The sequence below is a fragment of the Nonomuraea sp. NPDC052129 genome (assembly GCF_040680095.1).
In the GTDB taxonomy this organism is placed as follows: domain Bacteria; phylum Actinomycetota; class Actinomycetes; order Streptosporangiales; family Streptosporangiaceae; genus Nonomuraea.
Genome location: NZ_JBFAVX010000023.1, coordinates 163632 through 184458, shown reverse-complemented (window position 1 = coordinate 184458; position 20827 = coordinate 163632). Strand labels below are relative to the sequence as shown.

Genomic DNA, 20827 nt, shown 5'->3' with positions numbered 1-20827 from the left:
GGGGGATACGTTACGACGACCGCCTCGGGATTTGTGAGGAGGGTCACTCACTTTTTCGATGACTCGCTGTGATTCCTGTCACGTACCCCTGTCACGTGGGCTGCCCTTTGCTCGGCAGCTTAACCACAGTCACGAAAAAATCATCTATTTGGCGGACAACTCGGATAAATTGCTCAAAATCTACCGGCTTGGAGACGTACGCATTCGCGTGCAGCCGATAGCTGTGCAGGATGTCCTCCTCCGCCTCCGAGGTCGTCAGAATCACCACGGGGATCGTGCGCAGCTCGGCGTCGGCCTTCACCTCGGTGAGCACTTCCAACCCGCCCATCCGGGGCAGGTTCAGGTCGAGCAGGATGAGGTCGGGCGTCGGCGCGTCCTGGTAGCCGTCCTCCCGGCGCAGGAATGCCATCGCCTGCTCGCCGTCGTTGACCACGTGCAGGCGGTTGCGGACCTTGTTGAAGTCGAACGCCTCCTTGGTGAGGAGCACGTCACCCTGGTCGTCCTCGACCAGGAGCACCTCGATCGGCCGCCAGTCAGTCGTCATCTTCGTCTCCAGCCGCGGGCAGGGTCCAGCGGAACGTTGCGCCCTTGTCCTTGTCGGCGCTGCTATCTCCGCTGCCTCCGCCGTCTCCGCTGTCGAGCCAGAGCTGGCCGCCGTGATATTCGACGATCTTGCGGCAGAGCGCGAGCCCGATGCCGGTCCCTGGATAGACGTCCCGTGGATGCAGGCGCTGGAAGATCAGGAAGATGCGGTCGGCGTACTTGGCCTCCACCCCGATCCCGTTGTCCGAGCAGCTGAACTCCCACATCCGCCCGGCCCGCTTGACGCCCATGTGCACCCGCGGCGGCAGGTCGGAGCGGAACTTGACGGCGTTCTCGATCAGGTTCTGGAAGAGCTGGGTGAGCTGGCCACGGTTGCCGACGACCTTGGGCAGGGCGTCGCGGGTGACGACCGTACCGGTGTCCTCGATCGCGGCCGACAGGTTGTCCAGGGCCGTGGTGAGCGCCGCGTCCGTGTCGGTGACCACCCGCTCGCCGGTGACCCGGCCCACCCTGGAGAAGTCGAGCAGGTCGTTGATGAGCAGTTGCATGCGCTTGGCGCCGTCGACCGCGTAGCGGATGTACTCCTTGGCCCGGTCGTCGAGCCGGTCGCCGTACCTCTGCTCCAGCATCTGCGTGAAGCTGGCCACCTTGCGCAGCGGCTCCTGCAGGTCGTGACTGGCGACGTAGGCGAACTGCTCCAGCTCCCCGTTGGACCTGCGCAGCTCGTCGGACTGCTCCTCGGCCCGCCGCCAGGCCGACACGATGCGCGCACGCATGGAGTCGACGTGGCTCGACAGCTCGGCCAGCTCCGCCGGCCGCGCCACACTCAGCCGGTGGTCGAAGTCGCCCGCCGCGACCTTGCGCACCTGGTCGGTCAGCTGGGCGATGGGCTTCAGTACGGCGTAGCGAACGATGAACAGCAGCCCGATCCCCATCGCGGCCATCACGGCCAGCAGTACGACCAGGGCCACGTTCAGCCGGTCGAGCTGGACCGCGACGTCGGGCCGCAGACCCCGCCCCCGTACGTCGGCGACCAGCTTCATGATCAGCGTGGCCCCCAGCACGAACACCACGGCGCTCACCACGCCGACGGCGAGGAACCACCGGCCCACCGGCAGTCTGCCGACGCCCGTCGCCGGCTTCGGCGGGGGCAGCGGATGGATGCTCACTGCGACCTCCTGCTGACGCGCACCACGGCGAGGTCGTCGCTGAGCGTGCCCACGTGCCTGATGAGCCGGTCGAGATCGATCGAGCCGTGCTCGCGTACCAGGTCGACCAGGCCGTCCACGCCGAGCAGCTCCTTTTGCTCGCCCACCGCGGCCTCGATCAGGCCGTCGGTGTAGAGCATCATGGACCATTCCTCGCCCAGTGGCACGTCGAGGACGGTCCATTCGGCATCGGAGAAGATGCCGAGCGGCGGCCCGGAGGGCGCGCCGGGGACCACACCGACGACTCCGTCACGGACGAGGACGGGCGGCGGGTGTCCGACCACCCGCATCCTGGCGTTGCGCAGGTCGGGCGTGATGGTCGCCATGCACAGGGTGGTGAAGATCTCCGGGGCCTGGCGTTCGGCACAAAGGACGGCGTCGAGCGTACGCAGCAGCCGCTCGCCCGTCTGCCCGGCGAGCACCAGCGTGCGCCAGGCGATGCGCAGCGCCACACCGAGCGCGGCCTCGTCGGGCCCGTGCCCGCAGACGTCGCCGACCACGATGTGCACCGCGCCGTCGGGCGTCTGCACGGTGTCGAAGAAGTCGCCGGCCAGCAGCGACCCCTGGGTGCCCGGCAGGTAGCGGGTGGTGTGCTCCAGCGCGTCGGTGCGTAGCAGGGCGACGGGCAGCAGCCCGCTCTCCAGCCGGGCGTTCTCCTTGGCCGTCAGCTCGGCCGCGACCAGCCTGAGCTGCGCCAGATCGGCCCGCTTGCGCTCCATCGCGTAGCGGATGGCCCTGGCCAGCAGCCGCGCGTCGACGTCCTGCTTGACGAGGTAGTCCTGCGCTCCGGCCTGGACCGCGGCGACCCCCACGTGGGCGTCGCGCAGCCCGGTGAGCACCAGTACGGCCGCGTGCGGCGCCGCCCCCAGCACCTGCTCCAGCGCCTCCAGGCCGGTAGCGTCGGGGAGCGTGAGGTCGACGAGTACGCACTGGATCCGGGCGTCGAGCTTGGCCTTGCCCTCGGCCAGGCTGCGTACCCAGGTGATGTGCGGCGGTGCCTCGGCCTGCTTCAGGAGCTCCTCGACGAGGAACGCGTCACCGGCGTCGTCCTCGATGAGGAGCAGCGTCAGCGTTTCGTTGAGAGTTGCCGTCACACGCGCCTCTTCATAGAAGTTGGGCTGTTGGGGATTATTCTGCGATGAGCTCGACCCCTTGCGGAAGCGTGTGCTCATGACCGGCTTCGACGACGAAGGAGAGCAGGGTCGTACGGAAGGCCTGCGCCGCCCTCGTCGGCTCCACGTCCTTGCGGTGGGCCAGCGCGATGGTGCGGCTAAGCCCCGGTGGCGCCAGGGGAGTGCCGGTCAGCCCCGGCCGCCCGTCGAGCACCATGGACGGCACCACGGCCAGCCCCAGCCCCGCCTCCACGAACCGCAGGACGGCGTCCATCTCGCCGCCCTCCACCGCGAACCTGGGCTCGAACCCGGCCTGGCGGCAGGCCGCCAGGGTCGCCTCGCGCAGGTCGTAGCCGCGCCTGAACATCACCATCCCCCGGCCGCGCAGATCCTCCATACGTAGGTACGGCTTGCGTTCGGGCTTGTGCGAGGGCGTCACCACGACCAGGTTCTCGCGCAGGATCTCCTCGGTCACCAGGGACGGGTCGTCCCCCTGCAGCGGCGTGATGATGAGGGACAGGTCGAGTTGCCCGCGGGCCAGCGCCCTGACCAGGTCGCGTGAGCCGTCCTCCTCGACCAGCAGCTCGATGCCCGGATAGGCGAGGTGGAAGCGGGCCAGGGCGTCGGCCAGCAGCCCGGCGCACAGTGACGGGGTGGCGCCGAGCCGTACCCTGCCTCTGCGCAGTCCGGCGAGCTCGGCCACCTCCTGCCGGGCGGTGCCGGCGTCGGCCAGCATCCGGCGGGCGAGTGGCAGCAGCGCCTCTCCCGCCGGGGTCAGGGTGACGTTGCCGCGCGCCCTGGAGAACAGCGGGGCGCCGAGGTCGCTCTCCAATGCCTTGATCTGCTTGCTGAGTGACGGCTGGGCGACCCGCATCCGCTCGGCGGCCTGGGTGAAGTGCCTGGTCTCCGCGACTGCGACGAAGTAGGCGAGCTGTTGCAGCTGCATGTGATTTTCCTCGCACCGGCTCGTGGGATTTCCTTACGCCGGCCGTACAAACCAAGCATCATAGCCGAAGGCTATGGAAACCAGGCCCGTCATGACTTGGACGGATCATGGCTGGATATCTAGCGTCGGAAGACGTGACAGCCACGATTGAGCGAGGCGCCGCTACCGCGCCAGTCTTGAAGCCCACGCCGAAAAAGCCGACCCCCAGCGGAAAGCGCGGCGGATTCCTGCGCTCGTCCAACGGCAAGAAGGCCATCATGGCCGTCACGGGCGCCGCGATGGTGCTCTTCTTGATCCTCCACATGCTGGGCAACCTCAAGATCTTCCTCGGCAAGGACTCCTTCAACGAGTACGCCGAGGCGCTCCGCACGCTGCTGGAGCCGCTGGCGCCGTACCGGACGGTGCTGACGCTCCTGGAGGCTGGCCTCGTCGTCGCGGTGGTCCTGCACATGTGGGCCGCGATCTCGCTGGCGCGGCGGGCCCGCCAGGCCCGGCCGGTGAAGTACGTGGCCAAGAAGTCGCAGGCCAAGGGCTACACCACGCACATCATGAGGTGGGGCGGCGTCACGATCCTGCTCTTCCTGGTCTGGCATCTGCTCGACCTGAGCTTCGGCGTGGTGAACCCCAAGGGGTACGACGCCGCGCCGGCCGACCGGCTGATCGCCGGGTTCGACCTGTCGCGCTGGTGGGTCACGCTCTTCTACGTCGTGGCCGTCGTCATGGTCGGCCTGCACCTGCGGCACGGCATCTGGAGCATGTTCCAGACCCTTGGCTGGGCCACCCGTTTCAAGGCCCTTCGCCCGGTCGCGGCGCTGGTGTCCGCAGTCCTGGTCATCGGCTTCCTCGCGCCGCCGCTCGCCGTCACGTTCGGAGTGATCAAGTGAAGTACACCGAAGGCCCGGAGATCAAGGACGCCAAGGCGCCCGCTGGCCCCATCGAGGAGCGGTGGGAGAAGCGGAAGTTCGCCGCCAAGCTCGTCAACCCGGCCAACAAGCGCAAGCTCAACGTGATCGTGGTCGGCACCGGCTTGGCGGGCGGTTCCGCCGCCGCGACGCTGGGGGAGCTGGGCTACAACGTCAAGTCGTTCTGCTATCAGGACACGCCGCGCCGCGCGCACTCCATCGCCGCGCAGGGCGGGATCAACGCCGCGAAGAACTACCGCGGCGACGGTGACTCGATTTATCGCCTTTTCTACGACACGGTAAAGGGCGGTGACTTCCGGGCCCGCGAGTCGAACGTCTACCGCCTCGCCCAGGTCTCCGTGAACATCATCGACCAGGCGGTCGCCCAGGGCGTCCCGTTCGCCCGTGAGTACGGCGGGCTGCTGGACACCCGCTCGTTCGGCGGCGCGCAGGTGTCGCGTACGTTCTACGCGCGCGGCCAGACGGGCCAGCAGCTGCTGCTCGGCGCCTACCAGGCCCTGGAGCGGCAGATCGCGGCCGGAACCGTGGAGATGTTCACCCGGCACGAGATGCTCGACGTGATCGTCGACGACGGCCGGGCGCGCGGGATCATCGTCCGCGACATGGTCACCGGGGAGATCGAGCGGCATGTGGCCGATGCCGTCGTGCTGGCCTCCGGCGGCTACGGGAACGTGTTCTTCCTGTCCACGAACGCCAAGGGCTGCAACACCACGGCGATCTGGCGGGCACACGAGCGCGGCGCGTACTTCGCCAACCCCTGCTACACGCAGATCCACCCGACCTGCATCCCGGTGTCGGGCGAGTACCAGTCGAAGCTGACGCTGATGTCGGAGTCGCTGCGCAACGACGGCCGCGTGTGGGTGCCGCTCGTCGGCGGTGACTCCCGGGCTCCCGGCGACATTCCTGAAGACGAACGCGATTACTACCTGGAGCGGATTTATCCGGCTTTCGGGAACCTCGTCCCTCGGGACATCGCCTCCCGCGCCGCCAAGAACGTCTGCGACGAGGGTCGCGGCGTCGGACCCGGTGGACTCGGGGTCTACCTGGACTTCGCCGACGCGATCAACCGTCTCGGGCGGGCCGCCGTGGAGAAGAAGTACGGCAACCTCTTCGAGATGTACGAGCGCATCACGGGCGAGAACCCCTACGAGGCGCCGATGCGCATCTACCCGGCCGTCCACTACACCATGGGCGGCCTGTGGGTGGACTACGACCTGCAGTCCACGATCCCCGGCCTGTTCGTGATCGGCGAGGCCAACTTCTCCGACCACGGCGCCAACCGCCTCGGCGCCTCGGCGTTGATGCAGGGCCTGGCCGACGGCTACTTCGTGCTGCCCACCACGCTCGGCGACTACCTGGCGGCCGGGCCGTTCGGGGAGGTCTCCGAGGACGCCGTGGCCGAGGCCGAGATCAAGGTACGTACCAAGATCGACAGGCTGCTCGCGGTGAACGGCACGCGTACCCCCGACTCCTTCCACCGCGAGCTCGGCAAGCTCATGTGGGACTACTGCGGCATGGAGCGCACCGAGGAGTCGCTGCGCAAGGCGCTGGAGCGCATTCCGGAGCTGCGCGAGGAGTTCTGGCGGGACGTCAAGGTCTCGGGCACCGCCGAGGAGCTGAACCAGGTCCTGGAGAAGGCCGGGCGGGTCGCGGACTTCTTCGACCTGGCCGAGCTCATGTGCCTGGACGCGCTGATCCGCACCGAGTCGTGCGGCGGCCACTTCCGCGCCGAGTCGCAGGACGCCGACGGCGAGGCCCTGCGCGATGACGAGCACTTCGCACACGTGTCGGCCTGGGAGTTCTCCGGGGACGGACCGGTGCTGCACAAGGAAACGCTCGAGTACGAGTACGTCAAGATGACCCAGCGGAGCTACAAGTGAACTTGACTTTGAAGGTCTGGCGCCAGAGCGGCCCGTCAGCTCCCGGCAAGATGGCCACTTACCGGGTTGAAGACGTCTCCCCGGACATGTCCTTCCTGGAGATGCTCGACGTACTCAACGAGCGCCTCATCCTCTCGGGCGACGACCCGGTGGCCTTCGACCACGACTGCCGCGAGGGCATCTGCGGCATGTGCGGCATGGTCATCAACGGCGTCGCACACGGCGAGCAGCGCGCCACCACCACCTGCCAGCTCCACATGCGCCACTTCGAGGACGGCGCCACGATCACCATCGAACCGTGGCGCGCGGCACCGTTCCCGGTGGTGAAGGACCTGGTGGTGGACCGGTCGGCGTTCGACCGCATCATCCAGGCCGGCGGCTTCGTCTCGGTCCCGGCGGGGTCGGCGCCCGACGCCCACAGCATCCCGGTACGCAAGGAGGACGCCGACGACGCCTTCGACGCCGCCACCTGCATCGGGTGCGGGGCCTGCGTGGCGGCCTGCCCGAACGGATCGGCGTCGCTCTTCACGGCCGCCAAGATCACCCACCTCTCGCTGCTTCCCCAGGGCCAGCCGGAGCGGCTGACGCGGGCCAAGGCGATGGTGGACCAGATGGACGCGGAGGGGTTCGGGGGGTGCACGAACACGGGTGAGTGCACGGCCGTGTGTCCCAAGGGGATCCCGCTGGACACGATCGCGCAGATGAACAGCGACTACCTCAAGGCGAACGCCAAGTAGGGAGCTGCGGGCCGTACTACTTGTTTTTTGTACGGCCCGCCCGTGCCGGCCGGCCGGGCTGCCAGGCGTTGGCGCCGTCAAGGTGCGTCGGCCACCACCATGAACAACGTGCAACTGACCAGGAAGGGCCCGGAGCCGAGGTCGGTGGAGTCGTCCAGGTAGCCCGCGTGCACAGCCCTGGAGCGGGTGCGGCGCAGGCCGAAGAGCCGCTCGGCCGTCTCCAGGTCCCGGATCACCGGGCTGAACACCGTCGCCGTCCGTACGGACAGTCCGGCCTGTTCGGCGAGGCGGGCGAGGCTCCGTCCGATGGCCGGGTTCCTGATCACCTCTGTGGTGATGTATCGGACGAGGCCCGGGCCGGCCGGTGAGTCGATCAGCAGGCCGTGCCAGTCGGGTTCGGCCATGGCGATGGTGGCGCCCGGCCGGGCCACGCGGCGGAACTCCGCCAGCACCCGCCCCGGGTCGGGCACGTGCTGCAGCGTCCGGTCCGTACGCGCCCGGTCGACGGTGCCGTCGTCGAGTGGCATCGTGTGGGCGTCGCCGACGCGGATCTCCACGTTGGTACGGTCGGCCAGCCGTAGCCGGGCCTGGTCCGCCATGGCCGGGTCGTGGTCGAGGCCGATCACCGTACCCGAAGAGGTCACGCCGTCGGAGAGGTCGGCCAGGTCGGTGCCGGGGCCGCAGCCTATGTCGAGCACGGTCTGGCCGGGCCGCAGCTCCATCATGGTCAGCAGGTCCCGCTTGTACGCGCGGCCGGGGGCGCTGGCGGCGAGTTGGTCCAGGTACGCGATGGTCGTCATGACCATGAGCCAAGCAGGTCGGTGTGCGGTTTCCGGGGAGAGCGTGTCAAGATCCGGTGCACGGGCGTCTTCAGGTCATGGGCGTTGCGGCTGCCTCCAGGTCATAGGCGTTGGCCGATGGTGAGGCCGACCGACCAGTGGCGGAGGAGTCGTCCGTCCGGGCGTGCGGCGAGGAGGCGGCGTATCTCACGGTAGAGGTGTTCCCGTTTGGCCGGCTCCATGGCGATGTGGCCGGAGAACGTGTCGAGCAGCGCGATGTATTCGTCTACCGTGTAGCGCAAAGCCCATACGTAGAGTCTTGTTCCGACCACTGTGAAGTGTCCGGAGGCATCGAACTCGGTGGCGATGGGGTCGGGCCGGTTCTCCGGCGGTGGCGGCGGCCACGGGCTGCCATCACCTTCGCCGATCTCGTCATAGACCTTCTGGATTTCGGTGAAGAACGGGTCGAAATCTGCCGGGAACGCGTGGTCGGCGTTCCACACGGCCAAATGGCCGCCCGGGGCGAGCAGCTCGGCTGCTTTCGCGTACTTGACCTCTGGGTCCACCCATTTCCACGCCGTGGCCGCGTACGCGAGATCGAAGCGGGCCCCTGTCGGCGGCTCCCAGTCTTCGAAAGACGATGCGATCACGGAAACGTCGGCGAATTCGGCGAGGCGGCGCCGTGCCTCCGCCGCCAGGGCATCGCCGAGTTCGACCGCGGTGATCCGGAAGCCCATCCGTGCCAATGGCAGCGTGGCTTTCCCCGGACCGCATCCGACTTCGAGCAGGTGCGCGGGTGGCGTGATCGCCGTGATCGCCAGCAGGTCGGAATACAGCTCGGCCGGGTAGTCGGGGCGGGCGTCCTGATAGGAGTCAGCTGCGCTGTCGAAGGTGGCTCGCAGCCGAAGATCGCGGGACATTCTCCAATCCTGACAGCGCGGCGACACTGCTGTCATCGATGCACCCAGCTCTGATCGAACGCCGCGTTGCTACCCTTCCGCATTCGGAGGTGGCGGCGGTAGGCCCGACTTAACCCGACTTAATGGGAGGCGCCGCGACCGCGTTCCTGCTTACGCTCGGGCGTCATGGACTACCTGACGACCAACCGGGCCAACTGGAACGCACGGGTCCCGATCCATGTCGACAGCGACTTCTACGATGTTGACGGTTTCAAGGCCCACGGCCGGAGCGTCCTGAGACCCTTCGAGGTCGCGGAGGTCGGCGACGTGTCCGGCCGCCGCTTGGTGCACCTGCAGTGCCACCTCGGCCTGGACACGCTCTCCTGGGCCAGGCTCGGCGCCGAGGTGACCGGGCTCGACTTCTCCGACGCCGCCATCGAGCAGGCCAGGGCCATCGCCGCCGACTGCGGCCTGCCGGCGAGGTTCGTCACCGCCGACGTGTACGACGCGGTCGAGGCGCTCGGCGAGACCTACGACATCGTCTACACCGGCCTCGGTGCCCTGGTGTGGCTGCCTGAACTCACCCGCTGGGCGGAGGCGGTCGCCGCGCTGCTGGAACCGGGCGGATTCCTCTATCTCTCGGAATTCCACCCCTTTCCCCAAGTCCTTGATGAGGAGACCGGCACGACGATCGCCTACGACTACTTCGACCGGGGTCCGCACGTCTGGGAGGAACCGTACACCTACACCGGTGGCCGGCTGATCGAGTCCCACACCTCCGTGCAGTTCCAGCACAGCATCGGCGACGTCGTCAGCGCGGTGGCGGCGGCGGGCCTGCGTGTGGAGTTCCTGCACGAGTACGACCACACGCTCTTCCGCCGCTTCGCCACGATGTCCGGCGACCACACTGGCTACCGCCTGCCGGAGGGCGCGCCCAGGGTTCCGCTCATGTACTCCCTGCGCGCCTCAGCCGGTAGTGCACCTCCTCCAGCGGCGGGTCCGGCCGCCCCAACGATGTGATCCCGAATCGCTCGCAACCGTCGCGCCCGCGGGTTGTCGGCCAGCGCTGTAGCCCCACCTCGACGTCCCGACCACAGATGTTCGAGACCTTCTTCGGCCGCCGGGGCGTCTTCAACGCTCCCGTCGGCGGAGGTGATCGGTTATTCGCAAGATGGGTCCGGACGTCGCAAGATTCGCGCGGTCATTGTCGGACTCGTTGAGTACCATCCGCGGGATGGAGATACCTTTTGTCCGACTTGAGCCCTGGTCGCAGGGCGACCTTGGGTTGCTGCGCCGCCTCAACGCTCCTGAGATGACCGAGCACCTGGGCGGTCCCGAGACCGAGGAAGAGGTGGTCGGGCGGCACGAGCGCTACCTCAAGCTGGATGATCCGGGACTGGGCGCCATGTTCAGCGTGGTCGTCGAGCCTGAGCTGGAGACGGTCGGCTCGATCGGCTTCTGGGAGCGCGAATGGCAGGGTGAGACCGTTTATGAGACGGGCTGGGGGATCTTGCCGGAGTTTCAGGGGCGGGGCATCGCGACGGCTGCCGCCATTGCCATCGCGACCAAGGCTCGGGCGGAGGGCAGGCACCGGCACCTGCACGCCTACCCATCGGTGGAACATCCGGCGTCCAACGCGATCTGCCGCAAGGCCGGGTTCACCTTCGTCGGGGAGGTCGACTTCGAGTACCCGGTGGGTCATCCGATGCGCTGCAACGACTGGCGACTGCGACTGCTCTGATCGGTCGCCCGCCGCTCTGGTGCCCGCCTGCATCGGCGTCAGGCTGCGCTGGCTCAGGAAGCGGTGATAACGACTGGAGACCGTGATCGCGCTGATCGGTCGCCCGCCGCTCTGAGGTCCGCCCGTATCGGCGTCAGGCCGCGTCGGTCCAGGAGGCGGTGACGTCGAGGCGCTCGCGCCACAGTTTCTCGCCGTCGCCGCCCGGCTCCCACCGGCCGGTGAAGTCGAGCAGGGCACGGCAGCGCGCCACCATGGCCGCGTGACGGTCCGGCCAGGGCGGCACCGGGCCGCCGTACGCGTCGAAGAAGGACGCCAGGAGTGGTACGTGCTCCGGGTGGTGCATCCGCACGATCCACTCGCACCACGCGAGGTCCTCGATCGGCTCGCCCGGGTGCGCCCACTCCCAGTCGAGGATCGCCGCCGTCTCGAACGTGGCCGGGTCGAACAGCAGGTTCTGCGGCCCGTAGTCGCCGTGCACGATCCCCAGCTGGTGGATGCGGGCGAGCGTCTTCCCGCACCCGGCGAGGACCTCGGTCACGCGGCCCTCGTCGAGCAGGTCCTGACCGTGCGCCCCGCGTACGTAGCGAGTGGTCACGCTCGTCGGGGTCACCCGGTGTACGGCGGGCACAGGCAGCCGCCCGCGCAGTCGGCGCAGGAACCTGCTCTCGGTCTTGAGACGGATCGCCGCGTCAGGACCTTCGTAACACTTGACGACCCATGTGTCGTCGCCGACCGTGCTGTTGGTGTACCCGTGCTTCACAGGGATCGATTCTGGCGTACCGGGAAGATCCCCGGAATCACCTGAGCCAGCCTCGATACACGGTGTAAGACCGGGTCGGCGGTAGGATGGTAGGGAAACCGCAGGCACCGGGCGGCTGAACGGCAAAAGCACGACGATGTGTCAGCCCGATGCGAACATGCGTCCTGTAAAGCGCTTCGGCGTGTCCCCGCTGCGTGCTCCCTGCTCCGCGCTCGTGGCCGGGTGCAAGGACAATCCGGCCGCAGCCGTCCGCCCGGGTGATCGGCGGCAGGCGTCCGCCCGGATGATCGGCCGCCGGACCGCCTCCGACGGAGCGCCTCCGTCAGACGGCCTTGGCTGGGGGTGCCTTGGCGGAACACCGATCTGGCGGGGGCCGGCGATCCAGGTCGGTGCGGTTCACCGCGGGCAGGTCGTACACGTGCAGCCGTCCGCCAAGACAACGGACCGGTTGATCTGGTCGGTGAGTACCGTTGCGGTGCTCAGGCCGGAAACCGGTGGACCTGGGCGATCAGCATCGTCGCGGTGTCCGAGTCGGAAAAATGGTTTGCCGGGTCAGCCGGCGCCTTGTCAACCTTGATGAGCTATGCGATCCCTTCCAGAAGCCGATTTCGGCATGCCCGACATCCGCAGCCCGCTCCGGTACCTGTGGTGGAACGCGCGTGCCCAGGCCCCGGCATTGCTGGGTGGCATCGGCTTCGCCACCGCCTGGTGGCTGTTGCAGGCGCTGGTCCCCGCTGTGCTCGGCAAGGGCATCGACGCCGTCACGGCCAAGGACACCGACGCGCTGCTGACCTGGTCGGCGATCATGCTCGTGATCGGCGTGCTGCAGGCGTTCACCGGGATCATGCGGCACCGGATGGCGGTCTACAACTGGCTGGCCGCCGCCTACCGCACCGTACAAGTGACCACCAGGCAGGCCGCGCGGCTCGGTGCCACGCTGCCCAAGCGGGTCTCGACCGGCGAGGTCGTCAGCGTCGGCAACTCCGATATCTCCCACATCGGCAACTCGATGGAGATCCTGCCGCGTGGCACCGGCTCCGTCGTGGCGATCATCGCGGTCACCGTGATCCTCATCTCCACTTCGCTGCCGTTGGGGCTGCTGGTGATGTTCGGCGTGCCGCTGATGGCCGTCGCGATCGGGCCTCTGCTCAAGCCGCTGCACAGACGTCAGAAGACCCAGCGCGACCTGATGGGCGAGCTGTCCACCAGGTCGGCCGACATCGTGGCGGGCCTGCGGGTGCTGCGCGGCATCGGTGGCGAGCAGGTGTTCGCCGCCCGCTACCGCGAGGAGTCCCAGCGTGTAAGGGCTGCGGGCGTCAACGTGTCCAAGGTCGAATCGCTGCTCGAAGGCGCGCAGATCCTGCTGCCCGGAGTGCTCATCGCGGTCGTCACCGGGATAGGCGCCTCGTTCGCGATCGGCGGCGAGATCTCCGCCGGCCAGCTCGTCGCCTTCTACGGTTACGCGGTCTTCCTGATCGGCCCGATGCGTACGCTCACCGAGGTCGCCGACAAACTGACCAAGGGCCATGTCGCCGCCCGCCGCGTGGTGCGCATTCTGTCCATCGAGCCCGAGGTGTCAGGGGGCACCGGCACCAGTGAAGGCGGCGTGCTGCGCGACTCCTACAGCGGCGTCACCGTCCAGCCGGGCGTCATGACCGCGATCGCGGCCGCTCTGCCGGAGGACACCATCGCCATCGCCGACCGGCTCGGCCGCTACGCGGACGGCGACGTCACCTTCGGCGGGGTCGACCTGGCGACGCTGCCGATGGCCGAGATCCGTACGCGCATCCTGGTCGCCGACAACGGCGCCCGCCTGTTCACCGGCAGGCTCCGCGACGAGCTGGACGTCCGCGGCGACTCTTCTGGCGAGCGGGTGGAGCAGGCGCTGTATGCCGCCTGTGCCGAGGACATCATCGAGGCCCTGCCCGACGGGCTCGACGCTCTGGTGGCCGAGGCGGGCCGGGAGTTCTCCGGCGGGCAGCAGCAGCGGCTCCGGCTGGTCAGGGCATTGCTGGCTGATCCGGAGGTGCTCATCCTGGTCGAGCCGACCAGCGCCGTCGACGCCCACAGCGAGGCCCGCATCGGCGAGCGGCTGGCCAAGGCCCGCGTCGGCAAGACCACGCTGGTATGCACGACCAGCCCGCTGGTGCTCGACCGCACCGACCACGTGATCTACGTCGAGAACGGCAGGGTGCTCGCCGAAGGCACGCACCGCGACCTGCTGGCGACCTCGCCGGAATACGCCGCGACCGTGACGAGAGGGGAGGACTGACGATGGCCCGCGAGATTCTGCCGGTCGCCGACCAGAGACAGGTGCGCGCCTACGCCAGGCGGCTGACGCTCAAGTATCCGCGTCAGCTCACCGTCGTGCTGGCCCTGCACGGGTTCGCGGCGATCGTGGGCCTGGCCGTGCCCTGGCAGCTCGGCAATCTGGTGCAGAACGTCCAGGATGGCGGCCATGTCAACGTGCTGCTCTTCGCCGTCGGTATCGGCGCGTTCCTGTTCGGGCAGGGCGCTCTGGTGCGTTACGCGGTGCTCGCCTCGGCCAAGCTCGGCGAGAAGGTCCTCGCCGAGCTGCGTGAGGAGTTCGTCGACCGGGTGCTCGGCCTGCCGCTGTCGACGGTGGAGCGGGCCGGCTCCGGCGACCTGATCACCAGAACCTCCCGCGACGTCGACTCCCTCTCCCAGACCGTCCGGCACGCCGTGCCCGAGACGCTGATCGCGATCGTCACTTTCACGATCACCGTGGGCGCGATGGTGCTGGTCAGCCCGCTGCTCATGCTGCCGATGCTGATCGCGGTGCCGCTGCTCTGGATCTCCACCCGCTGGTACCTCAACCGCGCCCGCGACGGCTATCTGCGCGAGAACGCCGCCTACGCCGACATGACCGAGGGACTGGCCGAGACCGTCGAAGGCGCCAGGGCCGTAGAGGCGCTCGGCCTCCAGCGGCGGCGGGAGGCGCGGACCGCGAACGACATCCGCGGCTCGTTCGCCGCCGAACGCTACACGCTGTGGCTGCGCACGATCTGGTATCCCGCCGTCGAGCTGGGCTATGTGATCCCGGTCGTCTCGACCCTGTTCATCGGCGGCTTGTTCTACACCAACGGCTGGGTGTCGCTGGCTCAGGTCACCGCCGCCACCCTGTACGCGCAGCAGCTCATCGACCCGCTCGACCGGTTTCTGATGTGGATCGAGGAGTTGCAGGTGGGCGGGGCCGCCATGGCCCGGCTGCTCGGCGTGGCGAACGTACCCGACGACCGGGCCGCCTCCACCGCGCGGCCCGCGGGCGAACTGATGGAGGCCGACGACGTCCGCTACGCCTACCGCGAGGGCCGCGACGTGCTGCACGGCGTGTCGCTGACCGTCCGGCCGGGGGAGCGGCTGGCCATGGTCGGCCCTTCCGGCGCGGGCAAGTCGACGCTCGGCAGGCTGCTGGCGGGCATCCACGGCCCGCGTACGGGCGCGGTGTCGGTGGGCGGTGTGCCCTTGGTCGACCTGCCCCTCGACGACCTGCGCGGCCACGTCGCGCTGGTCACCCAGGAGCACCACGTCTTCAAGGGCACACTCCGTGACAACCTGCTGATCGCCCGTCCGGAAGCCGACGACACCGCTGTGCGCGCGGCTCTCGCGGCGGTCGATTCGCTCGACTGGGTGCTCGCCCTGCCCGACGGACTCGACACGGTCGTCGGGTCCGGCGGGCTGGCCGTCTCTCCTGCCCACGCCCAGCAGCTGGCGCTGGCCCGCCTGGTGCTGGCGGACCCGCACACGCTGGTGCTGGACGAGGCCACCTCGCTCATCGACCCCCGAGCCGCCCGGCACCTGGAGCGGTCGCTGGCGGCGGTGCTCGACGGTCGCACGGTGATCGCCATCGCCCACCGCCTCTACACGGCGCACGACGCGGACCGGGTGGCGGTGGTCGAGGACGGACGGATCAGCGAGCTCGGGTCGCACGATGAGCTGGTGGCGGAGGGCGGTTCGTACGCGGCTCTGTGGAGTAGCTGGCACGGGACCCCGGCCACCACCCGCTCCCTCGCAACGGAGGAGTCGGCAGAGTGGCTGGCACAGCACTCCTGACCGCCGACTCCTGGCCACCGACTCTGGGTGACCGGCCACCGGTCGTTGGCTCTCGATGGGCGGCCTTTGGGGGTCGATGAGTCGGCTTCCGGGGGTGGTCAGCACTTCGCTTCAGAGGACGGCAAGGTGCGGTCCGTCAAGTAGCGGAACATGTGATTGCGGGCGCACTCGTTGAAGGCGAAGAGTGTGTGTCCTGGGCCCTCATGGCGGATGGTGGCGCTGCCTGGCACCTGCGTGAGAATCCGGGCGACCGCGTCGGACTCGCGCCAGGCACCAGCGCCCAGCATCGGCGGCAGGCCCTTGGGGAGGGGCGCTGGCGGGTTGGTCACTGATACCGGCCAGCCGATGCAGCCGAGCGTGCCCGTCGCCAAAGTGTTGGCCGCGCCCGCGTTGGGGGCGATCTTGCGGAGTCGGGCGATCGTCTTGTCGAGCTCGGCGCGGCCGGCGGCGCGCGGCCAGTCGGTGCATTCGGTGACGCCGGTCGACTGGTCGGGGTAGCGGGAGCCGCGGGCGGGGACGAAGCCGGAAGCGTCGCCGCGTACGGCCTTACGGAGGGCCTCCGCCAGCTTGGGATAGCTGTCGGGACCCTGGTGGGCGAACCCCATGGCGAGGGATTGCAGGTCGCCCCCCGTATAGGCGATTCCTGCAGACTTGGCCGGAACCGGGGAGCGGTCGGCCTTGGCGACCAGGCCGCGCCACTGGGCGGACAGCTCTCGGCACTTGCCGGCACCGGCGCACCAGGTGAAGAAGCGGTTGAAGGACGTCTCGTTGTCCTTGGCCATGTTGACCATGTCGGTGGTCCAGTCGGTGCCGCTGTGGCTGATCGTGCCGTCGAGCACCATGGTGCGCACCTGGCCGGGGAAGAGCCGGGCGTAGTCCTGCGCGTAGATCCCGGCGTAAGAGGCGCCGTAGAAGTTGAGCTTGCCGTCGCCCAGGGCCTTTCTGATGGCCTCCATGTCTCTGGCGTGGTCGGCCGAGCTCATGTTGGCGAACAGCTCGGGGTCCTTGTTGCGGCAGGCTTCCGCGTAGCCGCGGTTGGTGTCGGAGAGCCGTCCGAAGTCGGCGTCGTCTTTGGGGAAGTCGGGCAGCGGGATTCGGGTCCAGGTGCAGGCCAGCCCGGTGCTGAGGCCGCTGAACTGCGTGCCGTAGCCGCGGGTGTCCCAGGTGATGACGTCCATCCGTTCGCGCAGCTTGGCCCAGAGGTCCGCGTAGGTCTGGGTCAAGGCGATGCCGGGGCCACCGGGGCCGCCGTAGGCCACCAGGACCAACCCTTCGGAAGAAGTGCCGGTGGCCTTCAACCGGCCCAGCTTGAGGGTGATCTTGCGGCCGTCGGGTTTCTGCCAGTCGGCGGGGACCTGGAGGTCGGCGCAGGTCATCCCAACTTTGTCGTTGGGGCAGGCGGACCAGTCGAGGGTGGCCGCCTGCTGGGACTGGACGCCGGAGCCGAGGAGGGCGATGGCGATGGAGAGGGAGATGTGCTTGAGCATGCGCACGACGATCCCGCAGCGGGGGTTCCGGGCACATCGGACCAGGGGCTGGTCTGGGGGGAGGCGAATCAGCCCGTGGCATGTCATGCCACGGGCTGATGACACCTGCGACGCGGCCCACCCCGAGTGGTCGACCGACGAGTGTCACCTACAGCGCAGGAAGCCGGGCCACGGCCCGCCCCAGGCGGTCACACGCCCAAGGACCTCTTCAGGAACTCCACCTGCAGCAGCAGCAAGTTCTCCGCCACGACCTCCTGCGGCGTCATATGGGTGACCCCCGACAGCGGGAGCACACTATGCTGCCGCCCCGCCGCCAGCAGCGCCGACGACAGGCGAAGCGTGTGCGCGGCCACGACGTTGTCGTCGGCCAGACCGTGGATCAGCAGCAGCGGCCGCTCCAGCTTGGCCGCATCGCCGAACAGCGAGGAGTTGTCGTACACGTCCGCCTGCTCGTCCGGATGCCCCAGGTACCGCTCGGTGTAACACGTGTCGTACAACCGCCAGTCCGTCACCGGCGCCCCCGCCACCGCGGCGTGGAACACGTCGGGCCGGCGCAGCACGGCCAGTGCCGCCAGGAAGCCGCCGAACGACCAGCCCCTGATGGCCACCTTCGTCAGGTCGAGGTCATCGGGGTATTGCTCAGCCACCCCCTGCAGGGCGTCGATCTGGTCCTCTAGCGGGGGCGTGGCCAGGTCGTTGAGTACGGCGCGTTCGAAGGCGGGGCCCCTGCCCGGGGTGCCGCGGCCGTCGGCCACGATGACGGCGAAGCCCTGCTCGGCGAACCACTGGCTCTCCAGGTAGCCGCCGCGACGGTTGAGCACCCGCTGCGCGTGCGGCCCGCCGTACGGATCCATCAGGACCGGTAGCTTCCGCGAGCCCTGCTCGTGCCAGGAGGGCAGTACCACGGCGGTGGAGAGGTCGCGGCGGCCGGAGCGGCCGAGTGAGACCCGCAGGTCGAGGCCGGGGCGCTCGGCCAGCGAGGGGATCGGGATGGCCATGCCGTCACGCCGTACGACCGTGGTGGACACGCCCTCGGCGTCGAGGCTCTGCTCGGTCAGTACGCCCACGCCGCCGGACATCCGCCCAGAGAACACGCCGGACCGGGTCGACACGGGCAGCAGCGAGCGGCCGTCCCAGGTCCACAACTGGATCTCGGTGGGGTCGCCGCTCGCGCTGAACAGCACGCTGTCGTGGTCGACGTCGAGCACCGCGCGTACTTGCAGGGTGGGCGGAGTGACGGCGCGGTCCCCCACGAACAGGCGATTGCCGCCGTCGGCGGCGGCCACCCAGACCAGCGAGCCGTCGTCGAGGTGGGCGGGCACGCCGGCGACGACGTCGACCCAGGCCGGATCGGTGTCCTCGCGGACCAGCGTGGACACGCCGGTCGCCGGATCGACCGCGAACAGACGCAGGCTCTTCTGATCACGCGACATGGTCACGATCGACAGCGCATGGGAGCTCCAGGCGGCCGTCGTGAGGTATTCGTCCTCGTACGGCACCGCCACGCGCGACCCGTCGACTCCGAGCACGAACAACTGGGTCACCGCGTTGGGCGTGCCGGCGGCCGGATAGCGCTGGGCCGTCGCGGGCCGGTCCGGGTTGGCCGGGTCGGCGATGTGCCAGGTGTGAACCGGAGCCTCGTCGGCCCGTTCGACCAGGAGCGCGTCGCTCGACGGCGACCACCAATGGCCGCGCATCCGGTCCATCTCCTCGGCGGCGATGAACTCGGCCAGGCCGTACGTGACGGTCGGCGACTCGGGCTCCGCGAGGGCGTGGTCGTCACCTGTCGCGAGGGTGTGCACCCGTAGGGCACCCCCGCTGACGTACGCGACCCGCTGGCCGTCGGGGGAGATGCGCGGGTCGATGACCGCGCCCGGCGTCTCCAGCCGCCGGGTGTCGCCGTTGGGCAGGTCGGTGACGTACAGGCCGCCGGCCAGCGCGAAGGCGGCCCTGGTCACCGAGGAGTCGGTGCTGTAGCCGACCACGCCGCCCGCCTGCTCGCGGCTGCGCTCGCGCCGGGCGCGCTCCTCGGGCGGGAGGTCGCCGTCGTCGGCGTCGAGCGTACGCGGGTCGATCACGAGGCGCTCGACGTGAGTCTCGGTGTCGAGTTCCCACAGGCACGTCACCGGGTCGGTGCCGGACTTCGTACGCAAGAACACGACTTTGCCGCCGTCGGGGGAGATCGTGAAGCCCCTGGGCACTCCGAGGGTGAACCTGCGGGTCCTGGCCGACAGGCGCGGGAAGCTCTCACTCATGCCCTAATCCTGCCAGTACGCTCGAACGCATGACTGACCGACGGCTGCTGCTGGTGCACGCCCACCCCGATGACGAGTCGATCGGCACCGGCGCGACGATGGCCAAGTACGCGGCGGAAGGCGCGCACGTCACGCTCGTGACCTGCACGCTCGGCGAGGAGGGGGAGGTCATCCCCCCGGAGCTCGCCCACCTGGCCGCCGACCGCGACGACACGCTGGGCACGCACCGCATCGCCGAACTCGCGATGGCCTGCAAGGCGCTCGGCGTCGAGGACCACCGCTTCCTGGGCGCGCCGGGCCGTTGGCGCGATTCGGGCATGATGGGCGTCGCCTCCAACGACCGGCCCAACGCGTTCTGGCAGGCCGACCTCGACGAGGCGGCGGGGGAGCTGGTCAAGGTCATCCGCGAGGTACGGCCCCAGGTCCTGGTCACTTATGACGACAACGGGTTCTATGGGCATCCCGACCATATTCAGGCACATCGCGTTTCGCGGCGGGCGTACGAACTCGCCGCCGACCCACGCTTCGGCGAGGGTGCGCCGTGGCGGATCACGAAGTTCTACCACACGGCCGTCGCCAGGTCGGTGATGCGCCGTACGGCCGAGGCGCTGCGCGCGGCCGACGTCGACTTCCTCGTCGAGGACGTCGACGACATGCCGTTCGCCAGCCCCGACGAGGTGATCACCACGGAGATCGACGCGCGGCCGTGGGTCGGCAACAAGCTGGACGCCATGCGCGCGCACGCCACGCAGATCAGTGTGGACGACCCGTGGTTCGCGCTCTCGAACAACATCGGCCAGGAGGCGCAGGGCGTCGAGCACTACATCCTGGCGCTCGGCGCGCCCGGCCACGCGATGCCCGGCGCGCCGATCGAGGCGGGCGGGATGGGAGCGCCGCACAACCGCGAGAACGATCTCTTCGCGGGCATCCACTGACCGTCGCGGATGATCTGGTTTCTGGCCTCGCGGACGGTCTCTTGGCGGGCGGTCACTGACCTCGCGAATGATCTCTTCGCAGGCATCCACTAACCTCGTTCTTCATGGAGCAACGCAGCCAGGCCGAGTCGGCGTTGGGTGGGGCCGCCTACGGCATGCTGTTCGTGTTGGGGCTGGTCATGGGCATCGTGGGCGGGTTCACGCAGGCGATTTGGCACGTCGGTCCTGTCCCGTTCGTCGGGATGATCCCGGGCTCGGCGATCGGCTGGCTGCTCGCGCTCTTCGGCGTCTGTTTCGGGGCGGGCAAGCTCATGGGTTCGCGCCTCGGGGTGTCGGTGACGGCGCTCGGGTGGCTGCTGGTGTCCATGCCGTTCTCGCTCAAGCTGTCGCAGGGGGACCTGGTGATCTCCGGTAACGGCCCAGCCGGGTTCGTCTACCTCTACGGGGGCATGGCGGCGGTGGTCGTGGCCTTCTGGCTGGCGCCCTCGTCGGGCGGCGGTTCCTGGTTGTTGCATGGCCAGCAGCCAAGGAACCCGACTTAGAGGCAT

General features: G+C 69.0%; 18 protein-coding genes. 9 read left to right on the top strand and 9 right to left on the bottom strand.

The window, feature by feature from the left end; genetic code table 11:
- Positions 1-91: 91 nt before the first annotated feature.
- From AB0L53_RS38745 to AB0L53_RS38730, 4 genes are read right to left on the bottom strand one after another with little or no spacing between them, the layout of a single operon-like run.
- Positions 92-544: a response regulator gene (locus tag AB0L53_RS38745; protein ID WP_364005178.1), complete on the bottom strand. Its 453-nt coding sequence runs from the start codon at positions 542-544 to the stop codon at positions 92-94.
- Positions 534-1712: an ATP-binding protein gene (locus tag AB0L53_RS38740; RefSeq protein ID WP_364005174.1), complete on the bottom strand. Its 1179-nt coding sequence runs from the start codon at positions 1710-1712 to the stop codon at positions 534-536. Before AB0L53_RS38740 ends, AB0L53_RS38745 begins: the two co-directional genes overlap by 11 nt.
- Positions 1709-2845 carry a fused response regulator/phosphatase gene (locus AB0L53_RS38735; RefSeq protein WP_364005171.1) on the bottom strand — a complete coding sequence of 379 codons (1137 nt, stop codon included), beginning with the start codon at positions 2843-2845 and terminating at the stop codon, positions 1709-1711. The genes AB0L53_RS38740 and AB0L53_RS38735 overlap by 4 nt, the downstream gene beginning before the upstream one ends.
- A 34-nt stretch (positions 2846-2879) precedes the next feature.
- Positions 2880-3809 (bottom strand): LysR substrate-binding domain-containing protein, encoded by a 930-nt coding sequence (locus AB0L53_RS38730; RefSeq protein ID WP_364005168.1) that lies wholly within the window; start codon positions 3807-3809, stop codon positions 2880-2882.
- A gap of 176 nt (positions 3810-3985) precedes the next feature.
- On the opposite strand from AB0L53_RS38730, the gene AB0L53_RS38725 reads away from it, so the two are divergent.
- The 3 genes from AB0L53_RS38725 to AB0L53_RS38715 are packed head-to-tail and all read left to right on the top strand — an operon-like array spanning position 3986 to position 7349.
- Positions 3986-4693 (top strand): succinate dehydrogenase cytochrome b subunit, encoded by a 708-nt coding sequence (locus AB0L53_RS38725; RefSeq protein ID WP_358558124.1) that lies wholly within the window; start codon positions 3986-3988, stop codon positions 4691-4693.
- Positions 4690-6612 carry a fumarate reductase/succinate dehydrogenase flavoprotein subunit gene (locus tag AB0L53_RS38720; protein ID WP_364005164.1) on the top strand — a complete coding sequence of 641 codons (1923 nt, stop codon included), beginning with the start codon at positions 4690-4692 and terminating at the stop codon, positions 6610-6612. The genes AB0L53_RS38725 and AB0L53_RS38720 overlap by 4 nt, the downstream gene beginning before the upstream one ends.
- Positions 6609-7349 carry a succinate dehydrogenase/fumarate reductase iron-sulfur subunit gene (locus AB0L53_RS38715; protein ID WP_225300734.1) on the top strand — a complete coding sequence of 247 codons (741 nt, stop codon included), beginning with the start codon at positions 6609-6611 and terminating at the stop codon, positions 7347-7349. The genes AB0L53_RS38720 and AB0L53_RS38715 overlap by 4 nt, the downstream gene beginning before the upstream one ends.
- 77 nt (positions 7350-7426) lie before the next feature.
- Here AB0L53_RS38715 and AB0L53_RS38710 read toward each other — a convergent pair whose 3' ends face one another.
- Both AB0L53_RS38710 and AB0L53_RS38705 read right to left on the bottom strand, forming a co-directional pair.
- Positions 7427-8149, bottom strand: a complete 723-nt coding sequence (locus tag AB0L53_RS38710) for a methyltransferase domain-containing protein (protein ID WP_364005160.1) — start codon at positions 8147-8149, stop codon at positions 7427-7429.
- A 101-nt stretch (positions 8150-8250) separates the two neighbouring features.
- Positions 8251-9048: a class I SAM-dependent methyltransferase gene (locus tag AB0L53_RS38705; protein ID WP_364005157.1), complete on the bottom strand. Its 798-nt coding sequence runs from the start codon at positions 9046-9048 to the stop codon at positions 8251-8253.
- Positions 9049-9213: 165 nt separating this feature from the next.
- Between AB0L53_RS38705 and AB0L53_RS38700 the strand changes: the two genes are divergently transcribed.
- Together AB0L53_RS38700 and AB0L53_RS38695 are read left to right on the top strand one after the other, a co-directional pair.
- Positions 9214-10047 (top strand): class I SAM-dependent methyltransferase, encoded by an 834-nt coding sequence (locus AB0L53_RS38700; RefSeq protein ID WP_364005154.1) that lies wholly within the window; start codon positions 9214-9216, stop codon positions 10045-10047.
- Positions 10048-10261: 214 nt separating this feature from the next.
- Positions 10262-10768, top strand: a complete 507-nt coding sequence (locus AB0L53_RS38695) for a GNAT family N-acetyltransferase (RefSeq protein ID WP_364005151.1) — start codon at positions 10262-10264, stop codon at positions 10766-10768.
- 133 nt (positions 10769-10901) lie between these two features.
- Here the strand turns inward: AB0L53_RS38695 and AB0L53_RS38690 are convergent, their stop codons facing one another.
- Positions 10902-11528 (bottom strand): phosphotransferase, encoded by a 627-nt coding sequence (locus AB0L53_RS38690; RefSeq protein ID WP_364005148.1) that lies wholly within the window; start codon positions 11526-11528, stop codon positions 10902-10904.
- A 583-nt stretch (positions 11529-12111) separates the two neighbouring features.
- Here AB0L53_RS38690 and AB0L53_RS38685 point away from each other — a divergent pair.
- On the top strand, positions 12112-13800 hold the full coding sequence (locus tag AB0L53_RS38685; protein ID WP_364005146.1) for an ABC transporter ATP-binding protein: 1689 nt from the start codon (positions 12112-12114) through the stop codon (positions 13798-13800).
- 2 nt (positions 13801-13802) lie between these two features.
- A complete protein-coding gene (locus tag AB0L53_RS38680; RefSeq protein ID WP_364005143.1) occupies positions 13803-15602 on the top strand; it encodes an ABC transporter ATP-binding protein in 1800 nt (599 codons plus the stop codon).
- Between the two features lie 98 nt (positions 15603-15700).
- Here AB0L53_RS38680 and AB0L53_RS38675 read toward each other — a convergent pair whose 3' ends face one another.
- On the bottom strand, positions 15701-17089 hold the full coding sequence (locus AB0L53_RS38675) for an alpha/beta fold hydrolase (RefSeq protein WP_364005140.1): 1389 nt from the start codon (positions 17087-17089) through the stop codon (positions 15701-15703).
- 188 nt (positions 17090-17277) lie between these two features.
- Complete coding sequence (locus AB0L53_RS38670; protein WP_364005137.1) at positions 17278-19344, bottom strand: DPP IV N-terminal domain-containing protein; 2067 nt, start codon at positions 19342-19344, stop codon at positions 17278-17280.
- A 29-nt stretch (positions 19345-19373) separates the two neighbouring features.
- Between AB0L53_RS38670 and mshB the strand changes: the two genes are divergently transcribed.
- Both mshB and AB0L53_RS38660 read left to right on the top strand, forming a co-directional pair.
- Positions 19374-20279, top strand: a complete 906-nt coding sequence (mshB, locus tag AB0L53_RS38665; RefSeq protein WP_364005134.1) for an N-acetyl-1-D-myo-inositol-2-amino-2-deoxy-alpha-D-glucopyranoside deacetylase — start codon at positions 19374-19376, stop codon at positions 20277-20279.
- A gap of 104 nt (positions 20280-20383) precedes the next feature.
- The gene (locus AB0L53_RS38660) at positions 20384-20821 is read left to right on the top strand and encodes a DUF6113 family protein (RefSeq protein WP_357944186.1); all 438 of its coding nucleotides are present in this window, start codon (positions 20384-20386) and stop codon (positions 20819-20821) included.
- The last annotated feature ends 6 nt before the right edge of the window (positions 20822-20827 follow it).